Here is a 17,103-nt window from a genome sequence, read left to right as displayed (position 1 = left end):
TCGACCCGGCTCATCGCACCACCTCGGACCGCGCCGCGATCGCCGCGACATCGCCGGCTGCCGCAATCGCCCCCGAGGCCGAATTGTAGGCGGCGTACCAGCCCAGGCTGCCGCCGCCGGGGTCGCCGAACAGGAAGAAGTGGATGGTGCCGTCGGGAATCTTCTTCACCCCGAGGAAGGTCACGCCGATATCGGCAAGCTTGATCGAGAACTGTCCCGCGACCGGTTGCAGCAGCGTGATCGGGCCGGTGGTGACGTCGATCACGCCCTGCAGGCTGAACATGCTTGCGCCCGGTGCCGCGCCGGGGAGGCTGATGCCGACGAACAGGGCGGGCGGGGTGCCCGCGATCGGCGACCATGCCACCAGCAGCTGCGAACTGAAGCCGGCGTCGGCAACCAGCGTACCCGGGCCGCCCATATTGACCTTGTAGACGATGCCGTACCAACCGCCGCTCAGCGCCGCCAGCGTCGGTCCCTCGGGGGCAACCGTCAGGAAGCCGTGGTCGAGCGGCGTCGCGCCGTCGGGCGCGGCAATGAAGCTCTGCAGCTGCAGCGCCATGCTCGAAAACAGGCTCGACGCGCGCGGCGTGCTCGCGCCGAGATCGAAGGCGATATTGGAGGGATCGAACGCGAACGCGCTCTGCGTCGGCGTTGCCAGCGGGCTGCTCATGGTGAGCTGAAGGTTGGAATAGGCCAGACCGGGACCCGGCGGCGCCCCGGCCTGCGAGCCGAACGACAGGATGTCGTAGCCGATGCTGCGATCGCCCGTCGGCGTGCTGACCTGGGCGTCGAGCAGCGGAAAATCGAACGTACCCCACAGCAGGAAGCGGCTGGTGATCGTCGGCACCGTGCCCGACGGCCAGATGTCGTCGGACACGCCGAGCGTGTCGAACTGCACGCGTGACAGCGTGATCGCGTTCAACGCGGGCGTGTCGATGGCGAACAGGACGGGCCGCGTCTGCCGGAAGACATAGGCGGTCTTGCCGTTCTGACTGACCGCGCTGCCGGCCAGCACAACGCCGTTCCCCTCGGACGCCTGCCACGCGTCGGGGAAGGTGGGATCGACCGGATTATACCCGGCATCCGGCGCCGCGCGGCGCGTCGCGGTCACCGGGGCACCGAACAGTTCGTTGATCGAGAGCTGGATCCGGCTCTCGAAACTGGTCATCCGCGCATTGACGAACAGCGCCTGCAGATTGAGGACGCGGAACCCGAACGCGTCGTCGGTATCGATCGCGAGCGGCGTGTCGGGATCGCTCCCCGCCGCGATCGACGCGAGATAGAGCGGGTCCTGATAGTCGATCAGACCGAACAGGCTGGAGACGCCGTCGATCGTCAGCGCTGCGGTCGGCGGCGCGCCGGTGCCCGGATCGGGGGCAAGCGTCACACGGCTGAGCGTCGCGCCGAAATGATGCGCATAAAGCCGACTCGGATCGATCCCCGCGGCCAGCCCGGCGATCTGCGGGGGCAGCGCCGACGCTGGCGGGAGCGAGGCGCGCAGGGCGAGGAACCCCCGCCAATCCGCCTGCGTCGCGATCGCTGCGATATTGGCGTAAAGCGGGCAGGTCTTGCTCGAGGCGATGGCAGCCTCGAGATAGGCCACGAGCCAGGTCGACACGCTGGTATAGCCGAACGCGGGATCCATCCCTGACAGCAACGAGAACTCGAGCGGGTCGACCCAGGTGTTGGGGTTCCGCGCCCAGTCGATCAGCGGGCCATCGCAATATTTCAGCAGCAGGATATTGCTGTAGTCGATCGGCCGCACGCCCTCGCCGACCGCGACGTCGAATTGCCAGTCGGCGATGTCGAGCGTCTGCGAGAAGCTGGCGAGCGGCTCCGCGTTGACCGCGACCGCGAACAACTGGCTCGTCTGGAGCGCGTCCTGAAGCGTCGCGGTCGGGGCGGTAAAGCCCAGGGTGGTCAGCGAACCGCCGTCACGCGGCTGATATTGCGCCAGCGCCACCGCGAGCAGATCGGTGGCGCCTTCGGTCGCGGCAACCTGCGCGAGCAGTCCCTGGCGAGTGGTGGTCCAGCTGCCGGCGGGGGCGTCGCCAACGCCATCCGCGGCGAGCCGCCTTTCGCGCCGGAGCGCACGCGCGGCGCGCGCCGCCGAGCGCGCGCCGCCGAGGATCGTCTTGCGCGTGGCCGACAGAATCTGGCTTTCAAAGGCCCCGACCGCGCTCGCGGTGCCGCCCGCAGCGTTCCATCCGGTCGGATCGGGGACATAGGCGGCATAGGGCGCGATCGGCACGGAAAAGCCCGGCTGCTGCGGCACCGATGTCGCGGGCGGCGCCGATCCAAGCAAGGGCGTGCCGCGCGACGCCGTACCATCCGACCCCGCGGCACCCAACGGCGCGCCGCCATAATAGGCGCCGCCATCCGGCTCGGCCTGATAGAGCGGGGAGGGGCCGATGAGACTCGCCCAGGCGGTACGATAGGTGCCCGTCAACCGCTGTGCCGCGACCATGCCGTGCTCCAGATTAGTCATCGTCGCCGCTGGAAACGGGAAGACCGGCGCATAGGCCGGTTGCGCCGTAAGGAAGCGGAGCCGCGATCCGGCGTCGGGCTGGTCCGGATCCCAGCCGGTGAAGCTGAACCGCTCCGATCCGAACAGCCCCGGCAGCAGCGTCTGTCCCGCACAGCCCGGCGCCATGCCTTCCGTCGCGAGCCCGTAATCGCCCGCCAGCGTCAGCGCGAACGCCCCCGCGTTCGGCGCGGGGATGCCGGTCCCGGCATGTTGCGCCATGAACGCGAACCCGCCGCCGTGATCGGGCGGGCCATCAAAGGCGCCGACGCTTTCGCCCTCAAGCGGGGTGAGCGCGATGGCGCGTCCGTCGAGGGTGCGAAACCAGCTGGTCCACGCAGGCGCGACGCCGGTTACCGCGAAACCGGTGCGCAGCTGCCCCCCGTCGAGCGTGACCGGGCCTGTCGTCGGCAGCGCGAGGTTGAGCGGATCGAGCGGATCGAGCACGGTCGCGAGCAAGACCGACGCGGCTGGATCGACGGTTGCGGCATCGAGGACGGGAAAGCACGCCGCGATATCGGTGCCCGCAGCATTGGCCCAGAACCCCACGCCCGGCTGCAGCGTGGGAAAGGTGGTCGAGGGCGTCATCCGCGTCGTCAGCACGAACGCGCCGGCACGCGGGCCGGTCAGCGGCAGGATCATGTCGACATCGTCGCCGGTGGGATTGGACTGCACGAGCAGCCCCGCATCGCCGGGAATGCCGCTCGGCGGATCGATGTAGGAATAGCCCGTCTTTCCCGAGAACGTGACCGCCTGGTTCGCGTCGCTCCAGCCGATCTGGCTGTTCTGCCCGACGGAAAAGGTGAAGCCATTGTTCGGGCCGAGCCACAGGCTGAAATTCTCGACCGCCTGGATGCCCGACAAGCTCCGGAGAAAGGTGATGGCGAAGCGGCCCGGTGCGTTCCCCGGCAGCGGGTTTGCCAGCGTCGGATCGGGCAGCCAGATCAGGCCGCGGGCCGCCGACTGGTCGATCTGCCGCAGAAATGCCCGGATGTTGGCCTGGAGCCCGTTCATGCCCGCGGTGCTGGGCATCGCAGATGCAAAGATGTAGCTGCCCTGATAGCGGTTGAAGGCGTCCGAAAGCGTGATCGGCTGGTTGGCAGGGGGCTGGTCCTGAGCGCCAAGCGCATAGCCGACCCAGCCATAGGCGGCGTCGGCCCCCTCTGCCTGGAGGGCATAGACGCCCGGTCCACAGGGGATGAAGACGGCCTGCGCCGGAACCATCGTCACTGCACGCCGCTTGGTGCCGTCGCCGGCGGGACGCTGCGGTTGCCGGGTGGCGCGGGGGCGGGCGCGACGGGCCAGCTCGACAGGACGCCGCTCGCGTCGACGATCGTCGTGCCCGTTACGATCGTCAGATCCTGCGCGATGAGTTGCCCCTGGCTGAGCGCAGAGGGCAGGGTGATCGTGAAGCGTGCGCCCTTGCGGACGACGATCTCGCCCATCGCGACATCCTGCGTGAGCGTTACCGCACCCGCGCTCGTCACCGGCGTGCTCCAGATCCGCTGTGCGCCGTTGAACAGCGACAGCAGTATCGCCTGGTCACCGCCGGTCTGCTGGACGACGTCGACCTCGATCGCAACGCTGGCGGTGAGGAGATGCCGGTCGCGCAGCACCGTGATCGCGACCGGCGTGCGCCATTGCACAAGGTCGCCGCGAAACGCGCGCGTCGGGCCCCACGCCGCGCGCCGCGCGCCGCGCGGTCGCCGTGCATTTCGCGGGATCGGGGGATCCCGAAACCACGCCGTCGATATAGAGTGCGGAGACGTTCGGCGTGTCGTTGAGCCGCAACATCACCGTCCCGGTCATGCTGCAACCGCCGGCACCCACGCTGAACGGTGCGACCGGGTTGCGATAGTCGATCATGATCCCGTTCATCGTCGCCTCCCCCAAGAACACGGTTACCGTGGCCCGCGCGACCGCCGGATCGAGGACGATCTCGAAAACGGCCGGCAGGATGTCGCGCCGGACGCGAGATCCCGCATCGACCGGCGGCCCGGGGGGCACGCAGGTCGCGCAGCGCGTGATCGCGATATCCGCCGCTGCCCCCGCTGCCCCCGCCGCTCCCACCGCTGCCGTCGCCGACAGCATGACGCCAAGGACGAGACGGGACACGATCCCGCCATGGCCTGGGCCGGACACGGTAACGTCGCATCGGGGGCGCTTCAGGCCCACGCCGGTCTTATGCGTCGGTTGCTTGCGTACTGGTCTGGAACGTCGCGATCTGCTGGCCCGTGCAGGTCGATTCGCTCGCGCCATCGATAAGCGTGCCCGAGAAGCTGACGATGATGGCCGGCCCGACCAGTTGCAGCGAGACGGACGAGCCTGCCGTGAGTGTCGCCGAACCAAGTTTCTGATCGCTCGCACAGGCGACGCTCGGCTATTCTGGCTGACCTGAACAGTCCACATGGGCTCGGCTCCGAGGAGGATCTGCACCTGCACCGTCGGGTTGGTGCCGGCTATGAAGAGTGCCGCAGAGGTGATGTTAAACGACAGATTGGCGAACTGCGGATTGGAAGATGGAAGGTTGGCGCCAGTTGCCAAGCTCACGAACTGCGTATCGGTGTCAGACGTCTTCATGCTGCCCTCCCAAATGACCGCGTGCGACGCACTGTCACGCGCAGACCCGTCAGATCCGACGACATGGTGGAGTTCGTCGAATGAGCGGCAAGGATAGCGCGTCGTGAAATCCGGAAAATCGGAGTTGGCGCCATAACGGCGGTAAACCCCAAGACTTTCTGGAAGGCATCGGGGTCAATTGCCGAGCGGGCATTCGATGGCGATGATAAGGGAGATATAATTCCCCGTCGACCTGGTCGGTGACGACTGAATTAGTTTCAAAACGGAGTATTCGACCGCCGCGCCGCTCGCGCGCTGTCGCAGGCCCCGGAAACCCGCAGACGCAACTATGCGCCTGCACCTATGCAAGGATGCGGGACTGCGACGGGGCGAATGAAAGCGGAAAGCTGGCGCACCCGACTGGTCTCCGTTCGGACGGCGGCGATGCTGGCGACCGTCTCCGCCGAGGACCCGGCCGCTTTCCGGACCGGTAACGAGTCGCCTCTTGCCAAGGCCCTTGCTTCGCTGGGGCGGCGCGTTGACCTTAGTAACGCGAATTCACCGGGTGGTCAGAACCTATCCCTGCAAGGTTAAATATAAGAGGAACGCCGTTGGCGTGCGCAGGTTTGCGGCTCCACTCAGCCCCCGAGGCCCCGAACCCAACGGGTTCAGCATCCAGCGACCGCGGGCGAGCGTGCCGGCTTGCGCCGTCCCGTGCATCCTGGGGAGGATGCGTGGTTTCGGGCAGCGTCCGATGATAACGCGATTCGCGTGCAGCGAGGTCGGCTGGCAAATGCCGGCTATGCGAGCCCAATTAATTGCGGGATTGCGTCGCGAATAACAAAAACTAGAAATTGCCCAAATAGAGATCGCAAGTTTTATACTGCCAAAACAGCGTTCTTTTCTCGTCGCAGCCAAATACTAGCTCAATCTCTACGAGTATTCGTTTGCCGCCCGCGAACCGCTGACCCTAGACCAAGTGTCATGGGGGAAAACGAAACACTTGAACGGTTCGTCGCGCGTTGGGTGTCAAACGAGGGCGGCGCCGAGCGGGCGAACTTTCCCCTCTTCCTGACCGAGCTGTGCAGCCTGCTCGACCTGCCCCAGCCGGAACCCGCCGCGGCAACACGACACCGGAATGATTACGTCTTCGAGCGTGCCGTGACGTTCCACGACGAGGCCGGGAAATCCGGCCATGGCCGGATCGATCTCTACAAGCGCGGCAGCTTCGTGCTCGAAGCAAAGCAGAGCCGCGAACTCGGCGGCGCGAAGGAGGTCGCACTCCCCGAGCAGACCGTCCTGCCGGGCTTCGCCGCGCCACAGGCGCGCGGCCGCCGCAGCGCGCAGCGGGGCTGGGACGTACTGATGCGCAACGCCCGCGAGCAGGCCGAACAATATGCGCGCGCGCTTCCCCCCGACCATGGCTGGCCGCCCTTCATTCTGGTCGTCGATGTCGGCCATGCGATCGAGGTTTTCGCCGACTTTTCCGGCCAGGGAAAAAATTACCGCCAGTTTCCCGATCGCGCCGGGTTCCGTATCTATCTGAGCGATCTGCGCGACCCCAAGATCCGCGACCGCCTCCGCGCGATCTGGCTCGATCCGCACAGTCTCGATCCCGCCAGACACGCCGCCGTCGTCACCCGCGACATCGCGAAGCGGCTCGCGCATGTCAGCAAGATGCTCGAGGAACGCGGCTATCAGCCCGAACCCGTCGCGCATTTTCTGATGCGTTGCCTGTTCACGATGTTCGCCGAGGATACCAAGCTGCTGCCAGAAGGGAGCTTCACCGTGATGTTGGGCGAGGCTCGAGACAATCCGGCAAGCTTCGCGCCGATGCTCGAAGGCTTGTGGCGTGACATGGACAAAGGCGCTCGGTTCTCGGAGCTGCTCCGCAAGGAAATCCGGAAATTTAACGGCGGCCTGTTCGCCGATCGCACCGCCATCCCGCTCCACAAGGAGGAGATCGGCGAGCTGTACGAAGCGGCCAGGCACGTCTGGACCGAGGTCGAGCCCGCGATCTTCGGCACCCTGCTCGAACAGGCGCTCGATCCGGTCGAGCGCAAGCGTCTGGGCGCGCATTACACGCCGCGCGCCTATGTCGAGCGGCTCGTTATCGCAACGATCATCGAGCCGCTCCAGCGCGAATGGGAGACCGAAGTGCTCGGCACCGTCGAGCGCGAGCGCGGCGCCGATCCGCGCGGCGCGATCCGCGCGGTGCATGACTTCCACGAAAAGCTGGCGGGCACGAAGATCCTCGATCCGGCGTGCGGCACCGGCAATTTTCTCTATGTCGCGCTCGAACTGATGAAGCGGCTCGAAGGCGATGTGCTCGAAGTGCTCGCCGATCTCGGCGGGCAGGAGGCGCTCGCGCTCGAGACCGCGACCGTCCACCCGCGTAACTTCCTCGGGCTCGAGCTCAACCCGCGCGCCGCCGCGATCGCCGAGCTCGTGCTGTGGCTCGGCTATCTGCAATGGCAGATGCGCAACGGCGGGCAGATCGCCGACCCGGTGCTCGAACGCCTCACCAACATCACCCCGATGGACGCGGTGCTGAAGCATGACGATGGGCGGCTGCGCGACGACGGGACGTTCGACGAATATCCCAACCCGCGCCGGCCCGACTGGCCGGAGGCGGATTACATCGTCGGCAACCCGCCCTTCATCGGCGGCAAGGACGTCCGCGCCCGGCTCGGACACGGCTATGCGACCGCGTTGTGGAAGGCGCACCCGAAGATCAACAAGTCCGCCGATTTCGTGATGTACTGGTGGGACCGCGCCGCCGAGCGGCTGACCGAGAAGGGCACGCGGCTCAAGCGCTTCGGCTTCGTCACCACCAATTCGATCACGATGGAATTCAGTCGCCGCGTGATGGCGGCGCGGATGGACGCGCGCCAGCCGATCAGTCTGGCAATGGCAGTCCCCGATCATCCCTGGACCAAAGCGACACGCGACGCGGCAGCCGTACGGATCGCGATGACAGTCGCCGAGGCCGGCTCACGTGAGGGCATCCTATATCACGTGACGCAGGAAAGCGGACTCGACACCGACGCTCCAAAAATTGAGATGTCCGCAACAGAGGGAGAGATACACTCTGATCTCAGTGTCGGCCCGGATGTGACACGCGCGACGTCGCTGCTGGCTAACAATTGGATTTGCTCGCCAGGCGTTAAGCTCCACGGTGCTGGTTTCATCGTCTCACGCGTCGAGGCGGAGCACTTTGGGCTTAATCAGCGAGAGGGCTTGGAACGACATATCCGCCCTTATCGTAACAGGCGCGATCTGATGGCCCGCTCGCGCGCACAGTTGGTTATCGACCTGTTCGGTTTAACCGAGATTGATGTACGTCGTCGCTATCCGGAAGTGTATCAGCATCTGCTAACGACGGTAAAACCAGAACGAGGTCTCAACAATAGAGCAAGCTACCGTGATAACTGGTGGATCTTTGGCGAACCTCGTGGCGAACTGAGACCTGCGCTCGAAGGAATACCACGATACGTGGTAACCGTTGAAACGGCGAAACACCGCGTCTTCCAGTTCCTGGACGCCAGCGTGTTGCCTGACAATAAATTGATTTGTCTGGCGTTAGGCGATCCGACTTCGCTTGGAGTCGTTCACTCGCAAATTCATGCCAGTTGGTACTTAGCAAACGCAGGAATGATCGGCGTTTTCGATCGACCCGCCGTCTATGTGAAAACGTCCAGCTTCGACCCGTTCCCCTTCCCCGACGCCACCCCCGGGCAGCGCACGATCATCGGCGATCTCGCCGAGGAACTCGACGCGACGCGCAAAGAGGTGCTCGCCGAACATACCGACCTGACGCTCACCGGCCTCTACAATCTGCGCGAGAAGCTGCGCCAGCACGGGCCGTTCACCGCGGTCGAGCAGGACCAGCGCCGCCGCGGCCGCGTCGACATCATTGCCGAGCTGCACGACCGGATCGATGCCGCAGTCGCCGACGCCTATGGCTGGCCGCGCGACCTTGGCGACGAGGCGATCGTCACCCGCCTCGTCGCGCTCAATGCGGAACGTCATGCCGAGGAAAAGGCCGGCAAGGTCCGCTGGCTGCGCCCCGACTATCAGCTGCGCCGTGCCGGCGTCACCCTGCTCGCGCCAAAGGTGCAGGACCAGCAGATCGAGGCGCTGCTGCCCGTCGCCGCGACCAGGAAGCCCGCCTTCCCGCGCGACGCGATCGGCCAGACCGCGGCCGTCCTCGCCGATCTGCGCGGCGCGTCCGGCTTCACCAGCGCGGACATTGCGCGCCGGTACGCGCAAGGGATGAAAACCGAACCGCGCATCGCCGCAACGCTCGCCGCGCTGGTCAGGCTCGGCCATGTCGCGGTCGACGATGGTCGCTACACGCTGAGGCGCGCCGCGTGATTCCTCTGGTTGCGCCGATAATCGGGTCATAGGGACGCGCAGCGTGACGGAGGAAGCATTATGGCGTTGAAACTCGCCCGAGCCGTGGCTGAATGCCTTCGACGCAGCCCAGGCCAGCGATTCAAGGCGCGCGAGATCGCCGAATGGATCTTCGCGACATACCCCGAAGAGTGCCAGGCGAAACTGGAGCGCAGCGCGGCGCTCCACAATGAAGCGGATCTCCTGCAACAATTGGTTGCCGAGATTGGCAGCAACCGCCCTCAGATCACGAAATCAAATCCGCAGATCAGGACCGTCGAAGTTCGGCCCAGGCTGTTTTACTGGACCGAAAGCACCGAGGACGAGGAAGCCACTACCGTCGAGGAACGTGGCGTCCATGTTGCGCCAGCAGCACCGGGCATCGCCGCAGAAACCACGAGCGAACCTACGTCCGTCATCTACGAAGCGGATCTGTACGCAAAACTTGGAGATTTTCTCCAGACCGAGTCCAGGCTGTACGTCCAGAGGATCGACGAGAAGAGATCGTCCAATAAGCGGGGACCGCAGGGCAACAGATGGCTTTATCCCGACATCGTCGCGATGGAGGACCTGTCCCAAGGCTGGACCAAGGAAATTCGCGATTGCGTTTCCGAGGTGGGCGCGCGCAAATTTCGGCTCTGGTCGCTCGAGGTGAAGCTCCTTCTGAATCGCTCGAACGTCAGAGAGGCATATTTTCAGGCGGTGTCGAACTCATCCTGGGCAAATTTCGCCTATCTTGCCGCGATGGAGATCGAAGGCTCCGATACCATCAAGGAGCTGCGAATTCTCAGCTCGCTTCATGGTGTCGGCTTGATCCGGATCGACCCGGACAACCCGTCCGAAAGCGAAGTGCTCATCCCTGCTCGAGAGAGGGCTGAGGTGGATTGGGCGAATTGCGACCGCTTGGCATCCGAGAATGCAGACTTTCAAGCCGTAATACGGCGCCTGTGGGAGTTTCACCGCACCGGTACTGCCAAACCCGGGGAATGGCAGGTCTGACTGGCTGTAAGTTGGTTGACGTCGTTATCCCGTTTCGATGCTCAAGGTGCACCGAACTGCACCGTGAGAAAGCCGGCTCAAAAAGCACCACGCCTTAGGCTCGTGAGCGGGCCGATCACTACTATGTCTCGTGCGAGCGCGCGTTCGACAGCAGCTTGATCGGGGTGCCGGTGATCGTGCTGTCGAACAATGACGGGTGCGCAGTCGCCCGTTCGGCAGAGGCCAAGGCGCTGGGCATCAAGATGGGCGAGCCCGTCCACCTGCTGCGCGACAAGATCCGCGCGCACGGGATCCGCGTGTTGTCGACGAACTATACCTTGTACGGCGACATGCAGCGGCGGGTCGTCGCGGCGTGCGATGCCTTCGCGCGGGACTTCGAGATCTACTCGATCGACGAGCCGTTCCTCGACCTGACCGGCTTCGAGAACCGCGACCTGGTCGCGCACGTCAACGCGATGCGCGCCCAGGTGCGCCAGTGGACGACGATCCCCACCTGCGTCGGCATCGGCGACACCAAGACGCTGGCGGAGCTCGGCAACGCCGCAGCCAAGAAGAACCCGATGTTCGACGGCGTGGCCGATCTGCGCGACGATGCGGTTCGCAGATGGGTCATGTACCGGTTTCCGGTCGAGGACGTCGGGGGCGTTGGCGGCGCGACGGCACGAAAGCTGCTGGCGCTCGGCATCGGCAATGCCGGCGCGCTGCGCGACATGCCAATGAAGCAGGCGCGCGCGGTCGGCACTGTTGTGCTCGAGCGTCTGGTCGGTGAGCTGCGGGGCGTCCCGTCGGATGCGGTTGAGACCATCGCTCCGAAACGCAAGGGCATGGCGGTCACGCGCTCGTTCGGCACGCCAGTGCACGACTTCCACACCCTGTTCGGCGCGCTTACGCAATATGCGATGCGGGCGGGCGAGAAGCTTCGGTCGCATGGGCTCGTCGCGGGCCGGCTGACCGCGTTCTTCCACACCAACAGACACAAACCCGACCGGCCGCAATATGCCGGCTCGCGCACCGTCGCGCTGCACCCGATGACCAGCGACAGCCTCGAGCTCATCGCCGCGGCGAAGCGCGGCGCGTCGGCCGCCTGGCGCGATGGCTATGCGTACACCAAGGCCGGCATCCTGCTCGACGATCTGATCGCGGCAGATATGCGCCCCCGGACATTGTTCGAGGGCGACACGGACAAGCGCGACCGGCTGATGGGCGCGCTGGACGAGATCAACACCCGCTTTGGAAAGTTCGCCGCCACGACGGCGTCGCGGGGGTTTAAGCGGCAGTGGAAGATGTGATCCGAAATGAAATCGCCTGCCTGGACAACCGACATCCGTGACGTGCCGAAAGTACGTGCGTGATTGCGTGGGCGCGCGCGGATGGCCGAGATCAGAGCAGCATGCGGCTTGGCGGGTTTCAGACGGCAATCGAAATAACTGGACGTTTACTCGGTCGGAGGGCCGCACTCTATACAGCCCGTTTGGAACGGAGGCGGACCTTCTGCTTCAGGGTCGGCGTCTCAGCAAAACCGCAGCCGAAAGGGGGCTTTAGACACAGCGCCATTTCGCATCGGTAGATCCCAACGTTTCCGGCCAACGTGGATTAAGCGAGTGCAGGTAGCAGCGTCAGTCGCCCCTTATATAGGCTGGCCATGGGTCTGACCTAAAGTTAACGCTCTTCGAGCGTATAGCCGACCGATGACTTGCTGTACTTAAACCGGTAGCCTGCCTTTTCGAGTTCTTGGTTTACAAATTCGTCTGAAGGCATGGCGCCGTGACTGACTTTAAACCGGTCTGTGGGCTGCGAGATGAACCAGCCTGCCTGCCAATAAGGCTGATTGGCGATGTGCGCCGGAATGCCTGACGCTCCTCCACCACCACCACCAAGGTCACCACCACCAGCACCTCCGGGGGTCACGCCACCACCACCGCCGCCACCGCCAGCCCGCACCGATCCATCAGCGCCGATCTCCAACCCGCCGCCGCCGCCGCCCCCGCCGCCAAAGAACTGCCCAGAGCCACCGCTGCCAGCATAAACTGATCCGTCTGTGTGGAAACGCGCCCCTTCGGCTGCCTGGGGGGGCACTGTAGGTCTGTGATTGCTAGCATCTTCCGGTGCAACGGCGCTGACGGGCCACCAAATGGCCCAAACAAGCGTTACGACGCACAACGCTGCAAGCCCAGCTGGCAAGAAGGGGGAGGTGCTTACAATCGCCTTCCACGCATCATTCGCGTCCGAGGGAAGGTTTGCAGCAGAAATAGCCGTTGTGAGGATTAACCAGGCCGTGGAAACGATCGTTCCAATTGACCCAGCGAAGCTGGCTCGTTTTCGATTCTTCATGCCGGACATTGGCGGAAATTCCCGCTCATGGCAAAGCCGCTAAATCCAAGCATCGGAATCTCGAAACCTCAACTTTTTGGTACCACCTCGACGCATTGCCGACTTTTGTGAACGCAGCTCGTTCAAATCTGGGCAGCGGCTACGCCAGCCGAATGAGCGGCGGTACTTGGGAATGCGAGAAGGCTCCACGGATGCCGAAGATTAGGCGCCGTCGGCGAGACGGCGTAAGCACCGCCCCGCAGCGTTCACTCGAAGATGACGTTCGACACGATCAGCTCGCCCGCGCGCTGCGCGGCGCCGGCCCCGACCGTGTACGTCGTCTCGGCCGTCGCGACATGAAACCGCGCGAACGTCGCCCGCGCCCCGGGCGTGTCGTTGATCGACAGGATGAAGTGGCCCTTGATGCCAGCGAGCTGGTCGGCGAGCTGGTCGAAGTCGGCGCGGCCGAACACGTCCTGCCCGTAATCGGTCTCGCAGCCCCAATAGGGCGGATCGAGGTAGAACAGCATGCCGGCACGATCATAGCGCCGGATGAAGTCGGCATAGCCGAGCTGCTCGATCACGACGCCGGCCAGGCGCTCGTGAATGTCCGCCAGCAGCGGCTCCAGCTTGGTGACGTTGAACCGCGCGCCCTGCGTCTTGTCGACGCCGAAGTGCCGGCCGTTGACCTTGCCGCCGAACGCCAGACGCTGGAGGTAGAGAAAGCGGCAGGCGCGCTCGAGGTCGGTCAGCGTCTCGGGCGGCGTCGCCTTCAACCGTTCGAACTCGGCACGCGACGCGACGCGGAAGCGCAGCATGTCGATCATGTAGGGGTAGTGGCGCTGCAGCACGCGGAAGAAGGTCACGACGTCGCCCGACACGTCATTGATGACCTCGACCTTCGGCCGCGATCGGCGCCGCAGGAAGATGCCGCCCATGCCGACGAACGGCTCGGCATAACCGTCGTGCTCGACGCGCTCGATCATCGCGACGAGGCGCGAGGCCAGATTGCGCTTGCCGCCGATATAGCCCGCGGCGGGTGCGACGGGCCGAACAAGATTCAGGGTGTTCACTTTTCGTTCTTGCTTCCATAAGGCCCGCACCCCCCGAATCGGGCGGGTGCGGGACGGCCGATGGCCGTTGGTCGTGGCGAGAAGCTCCTCGTCGGTGTGCCGGGCTCCACCCCGGCATCCCCCGCCCGGCTATGCCGGACGTCGAACTCTTATGCGGGCGCGTGCGCCTGGCGCGGCGCGAAGGCGACCGCCTCGACGCCAATCTGCGCGTTCATGTCGAGCAGCCGCGCCTGGATCGGCTCGATTTCCAGCTCGAAGAACATGTCGACCGCCTCGCTCGGCTTGCCGAGGCTGGAGCCCTGCGCCGGCACGATCCCGAGCAGCGCAGGCGGCACGCGGTGCGCGGCGAGCACGTCGTCGCGCGTCGCGTTCTTGATCCCGGTGAACTCGTCATTGGCGCCGACCTGCGCGATCGGCAGGATCTTGATCCCGCCATCCTTGCCGCCCGGCTGGTGGACGAACAGGTTCTTGAAATTGCCCGGCCCCTTCGACTGTTTCAGCGCGGTGCGGATCGCCTGCACGTCGCCGTCGGAGAATTCGCCGGTCGCGTGCAGGATGAAGCCCGCATGGCTGCCGTTGAGGTAGTATTTGCGGCGGAACAGCGTCGCCGCCTCGTTCAACAGCGCGGACTGCAGCGCCGAGAGATATTCCGGCACGCCGTACAGCTCCTGGTTGATATCGGGCTGCATGATCTGGATGACGCTGTTCGGCCGGAACTCGGTCTCAATCGCGCCGCCTGGCGCAAAGAAATAGTGGCCTTCCTCGACGCCGCGGCGCGTGAACTTGGCGAGCGCATGGTCGAGGCGGAGCAAATCGCCCAGCACGCTGCGGCGTTGCTCGACAAAGCCGAAGCCGAAGATCAGATAATCCTGCACCAGTTTCTCGAACGTCGCGCGCGACAGCCAGGCGGTCGGCATGAACGACCGCACCAGCAGGTTGCGTTTGAGCAGGATCGCCGAGCTGTGATGCGGGCTCGCGCGGAACGATCGCGCCAGCCCCTCGACGCTGATCGGCGGTTCGTACCAGCGCCCGTTATGCCAGCACTGGAGCAGATCGAGCACCTCGCGTCGGCTGTTGACCGGTTCGGGATCGCCAAAGGTAAACGCTTCGACCGCGGTCGACGGCGCCCCCGCCATGCCGATCGCACCGGCCCGGCCAATGTCGTGGCGACCCATGCGGCGCGCGCGTCCCTTGCCCATTACAGGATCTCCATGGTGGCCTTCGGCTTTTCCTTGCCGTCGAGCGGTTCGTTGTTGAGCAGCTGCATTGTCGCCCAGGCGAGATCGGCGTGACCCTCGTCACCGCCACGCCCTGCCTCGAAGGTGACGTTGCGCCCCGAGGTGGTCAGCGTCTTCTTGATCGAGACGAAGGACGACACGACGTCGAGCCAGCCGGCATCGAACAGCATCCGGCCGCGTGCGATGACGTGCTGCGCCTTCATGATCATCTGTGCCTTCACCTCGAGCGAATATTCGACCTTGGTGACGCCGCGCAGCCCGGCCTCGGGTTTGGCGAGCAGCTGGTAGACGCCGGCGCCGACGCCGGTCGCGTCGATCGCGAGGAAGGTGCAGGTGTAGCGCGACGGCACCCCCTTGATGAAGGTCGCCTGTTCCTCGAAATCGAGCCCGCGGAGCTGGTGCTTTTCCAGCAGCCGGAACGGCGCGCCCTGTTCGGCGGGCGGCGCGGCGATCACCAGCGCTGCATTGTCGCCGTCGACACTGTTCTGCGGATCATAGCTGGCCCAGACGATGCCGTTGCCGAACGGGCGCTCGGCGTCCGGATTATAGTCGGTCCATTCCTCGACGGTATCGACGCCGCATTTGACTAGGTCGTTGAAGCGGAACGCCGACAGGCTGTCGTCGACGAAATCGCACAGGAACAAATTGGCGAACTCGTCGGGCGCATATTCGTCCTCCAGTTCCTCGATATCGAACAGGTCGCAGCCGGCCTCCTCGGCGTCGCGGATGTTGACGATATGCCGCCACACCCGGTCGGGCCCCTGCGCGCCGTCCTTTAGCGCGGCGTGGCTTACGTCGATCTCGACGCGGTTTTCCTTCCGGCGCCGCTTGTTGCGGCGCTCGCCGGTCCAGTACGGATAGGCAGGATGCGCGATCGTCGACGGCGTCGAGAAATAGGTTTTCCGCCATTTCCTGTGCGTCGCCATGCCCGAGGCGACCTTGTTCAGCTCCTCGAAGCTGTGGACCCAGAAGAACTCGTCGAAATAGAAATTGCCGTGGCGCCCCTGCGCGGTGCGGAAGTTGGTCCCGAGAAAATGCAGCTCGGCGGCGGCCTCTTCGGCCGGGCGCAGTTCGCTGGTGATCAGCATCGGGTCGCCGGCCAGGCTGACGCCGACCAGCTTGGCGAAGCTGACGATGTAGCTGCGGAACTGGTGCGCCTGCGCTTTTGACGCCGACAGGAAGATCTGGTTGCGGCCGGTCTCGATCGCGTCAATCAGCGCCTCGAACGCGAAATAATAGGTCGCGCCGATCTGCCGCGATTTGAGGATCATCCGCGTGCGGAACGTCAGCGCCGCGAACCATGCCTCCTGATAGCCATAGAGCTGGTCGAGGAAGATCGCCTTCAGCTCGGCCGCTTGGTCGGCGGTGAAGTGGTTCTTCTTCGCCTTCTTCTTCTCGCCCGCGTTGCGATTGACGACCTTGTCGTTCAGATCGCCCGAATCCCCGCCGGGTACCTCGTAGCGGCGCACCTTGGCCAGACTCTCGACTTGGCGGCGCAGCGCATCCAGCTCGGTAAAATCGGCGCCGGTCTTCTTATCCTTGCAGATCAGCACCATCAGCCGCGTCTCGAGACAGTCCTCCAGCTTGCGGATCGACGGCGCGTCATCCCAGCCGTGGCGCCGCGCCCAGCTTTTCACCGTGTCGTATTTGACCGCCAGCTCTTCGGCGATCTGCGCGAGGCTCCAGCCACGCCAGTACAGGCTGCGCGCCGGGCGCACCCGTTCTTCGACGGGGAGGGTGAGAGGGTTGGCAAGGATCGACATCGTCGGCGAGCCTAGCCACGGCCAAATGCTTGCCGCCTCCCAGGGCTCTTGTAGAATATGTTTCTACAAGAGCCCTGGGAGGGCGCCGTTCATAAAAGCAGTTTTGGAATCGCCGCTTCCTGATGCAGCAATGCGTGGATTTCACAGATCGCCTCAGCACCAGCTATCTAAGATGTCGTCCAATTCCGATTTTTTTGTTCGCCGATGTAATTCTTCGCCGGCTGTGCTGTTGCCATTCCCAT

The 17,103-nt window shown here is 64.7% G+C and carries 9 protein-coding genes and 1 pseudogene; 4 read left to right on the top strand and 6 right to left on the bottom strand.

Going from position 1 to position 17,103, the window contains the following annotated elements:
* Positions 1-10 precede the first annotated feature (10 nt).
* Together ASE72_RS03705 and ASE72_RS03700 are read right to left on the bottom strand one after the other, a co-directional pair.
* Positions 11-3,754 (bottom strand): hypothetical protein, encoded by a 3,744-nt coding sequence (locus ASE72_RS03705; RefSeq protein ID WP_156350097.1) that lies wholly within the window; start codon positions 3,752-3,754, stop codon positions 11-13.
* The gene (locus ASE72_RS03700) at positions 3,751-4,170 is read right to left on the bottom strand and encodes a hypothetical protein (RefSeq protein ID WP_156350095.1); all 420 of its coding nucleotides are present in this window, start codon (positions 4,168-4,170) and stop codon (positions 3,751-3,753) included. Before ASE72_RS03700 ends, ASE72_RS03705 begins: the two co-directional genes overlap by 4 nt.
* A 1,615-nt stretch (positions 4,171-5,785) precedes the next feature.
* On the opposite strand from ASE72_RS03700, the gene ASE72_RS03690 reads away from it, so the two are divergent.
* The 4 genes and pseudogenes from ASE72_RS03690 (at position 5,786) to ASE72_RS21090 (ending at position 11,766) form a co-directional block, all read left to right on the top strand.
* Positions 5,786-9,460, top strand: a complete 3,675-nt coding sequence (locus tag ASE72_RS03690; protein ID WP_235532209.1) for a class I SAM-dependent DNA methyltransferase — start codon at positions 5,786-5,788, stop codon at positions 9,458-9,460.
* Positions 9,461-9,520: 60 nt separating this feature from the next.
* The gene (locus ASE72_RS03685) at positions 9,521-10,477 is read left to right on the top strand and encodes a COG2958 family protein (RefSeq protein ID WP_056016791.1); all 957 of its coding nucleotides are present in this window, start codon (positions 9,521-9,523) and stop codon (positions 10,475-10,477) included.
* A 125-nt stretch (positions 10,478-10,602) separates the two neighbouring features.
* Positions 10,603-10,998: pseudogene (locus ASE72_RS21010) on the top strand (Y-family DNA polymerase); the annotation flags it as partial.
* 39 nt (positions 10,999-11,037) lie between these two features.
* Entirely contained in the window at positions 11,038-11,766 is a 729-nt protein-coding gene (locus tag ASE72_RS21090) for a DinB/UmuC family translesion DNA polymerase (RefSeq protein ID WP_327196462.1), read from the top strand.
* A 370-nt stretch (positions 11,767-12,136) separates the two neighbouring features.
* Here ASE72_RS21090 and ASE72_RS20110 read toward each other — a convergent pair whose 3' ends face one another.
* The 4 genes from ASE72_RS20110 to ASE72_RS03660 all read right to left on the bottom strand — a co-directional run bounded on the left by ASE72_RS20110 (position 12,137) and on the right by ASE72_RS03660 (position 16,861).
* The gene (locus ASE72_RS20110) at positions 12,137-12,817 is read right to left on the bottom strand and encodes a hypothetical protein (RefSeq protein WP_156350093.1); all 681 of its coding nucleotides are present in this window, start codon (positions 12,815-12,817) and stop codon (positions 12,137-12,139) included.
* A 236-nt stretch (positions 12,818-13,053) separates the two neighbouring features.
* Positions 13,054-13,860 (bottom strand): DNA adenine methylase, encoded by an 807-nt coding sequence (locus ASE72_RS03670; RefSeq protein ID WP_056016786.1) that lies wholly within the window; start codon positions 13,858-13,860, stop codon positions 13,054-13,056.
* Positions 13,861-14,009: 149 nt separating this feature from the next.
* Complete coding sequence (locus tag ASE72_RS03665) at positions 14,010-15,059, bottom strand: phage portal protein (RefSeq protein WP_156350091.1); 1,050 nt, start codon at positions 15,057-15,059, stop codon at positions 14,010-14,012.
* On the bottom strand, positions 15,059-16,861 hold the full coding sequence (locus ASE72_RS03660) for a terminase large subunit domain-containing protein (protein ID WP_056016783.1): 1,803 nt from the start codon (positions 16,859-16,861) through the stop codon (positions 15,059-15,061). Before ASE72_RS03660 ends, ASE72_RS03665 begins: the two co-directional genes overlap by 1 nt.
* Positions 16,862-17,103 lie beyond the last annotated feature (242 nt).

The organism is Sphingomonas sp. Leaf20 (genome assembly GCF_001421535.1).
Lineage (GTDB): Bacteria > Pseudomonadota > Alphaproteobacteria > Sphingomonadales > Sphingomonadaceae > Sphingomonas.
This window is presented reverse-complemented; position numbering and strand designations above follow the sequence as displayed.

Excerpts from the sequence above, each read along its gene's own strand:
- ASE72_RS21090 (WP_327196462.1), top strand. The coding sequence starts at position 11,038 with ATGTTCGACGGCGTGGCCGATCTGCGCGACGATGCGGTTCGCAGATGG.
- ASE72_RS03665 (WP_156350091.1), bottom strand. The coding sequence starts at position 15,059 with ATGGGCAAGGGACGCGCGCGCCGCATGGGTCGCCACGACATTGGCCGG.
- ASE72_RS03685 (WP_056016791.1), top strand. The coding sequence starts at position 9,521 with ATGGCGTTGAAACTCGCCCGAGCCGTGGCTGAATGCCTTCGACGCAGC.
- ASE72_RS03660 (WP_056016783.1), bottom strand. The coding sequence starts at position 16,861 with ATGTCGATCCTTGCCAACCCTCTCACCCTCCCCGTCGAAGAACGGGTG.
- ASE72_RS20110 (WP_156350093.1), bottom strand. The coding sequence starts at position 12,817 with ATGTCCGGCATGAAGAATCGAAAACGAGCCAGCTTCGCTGGGTCAATT.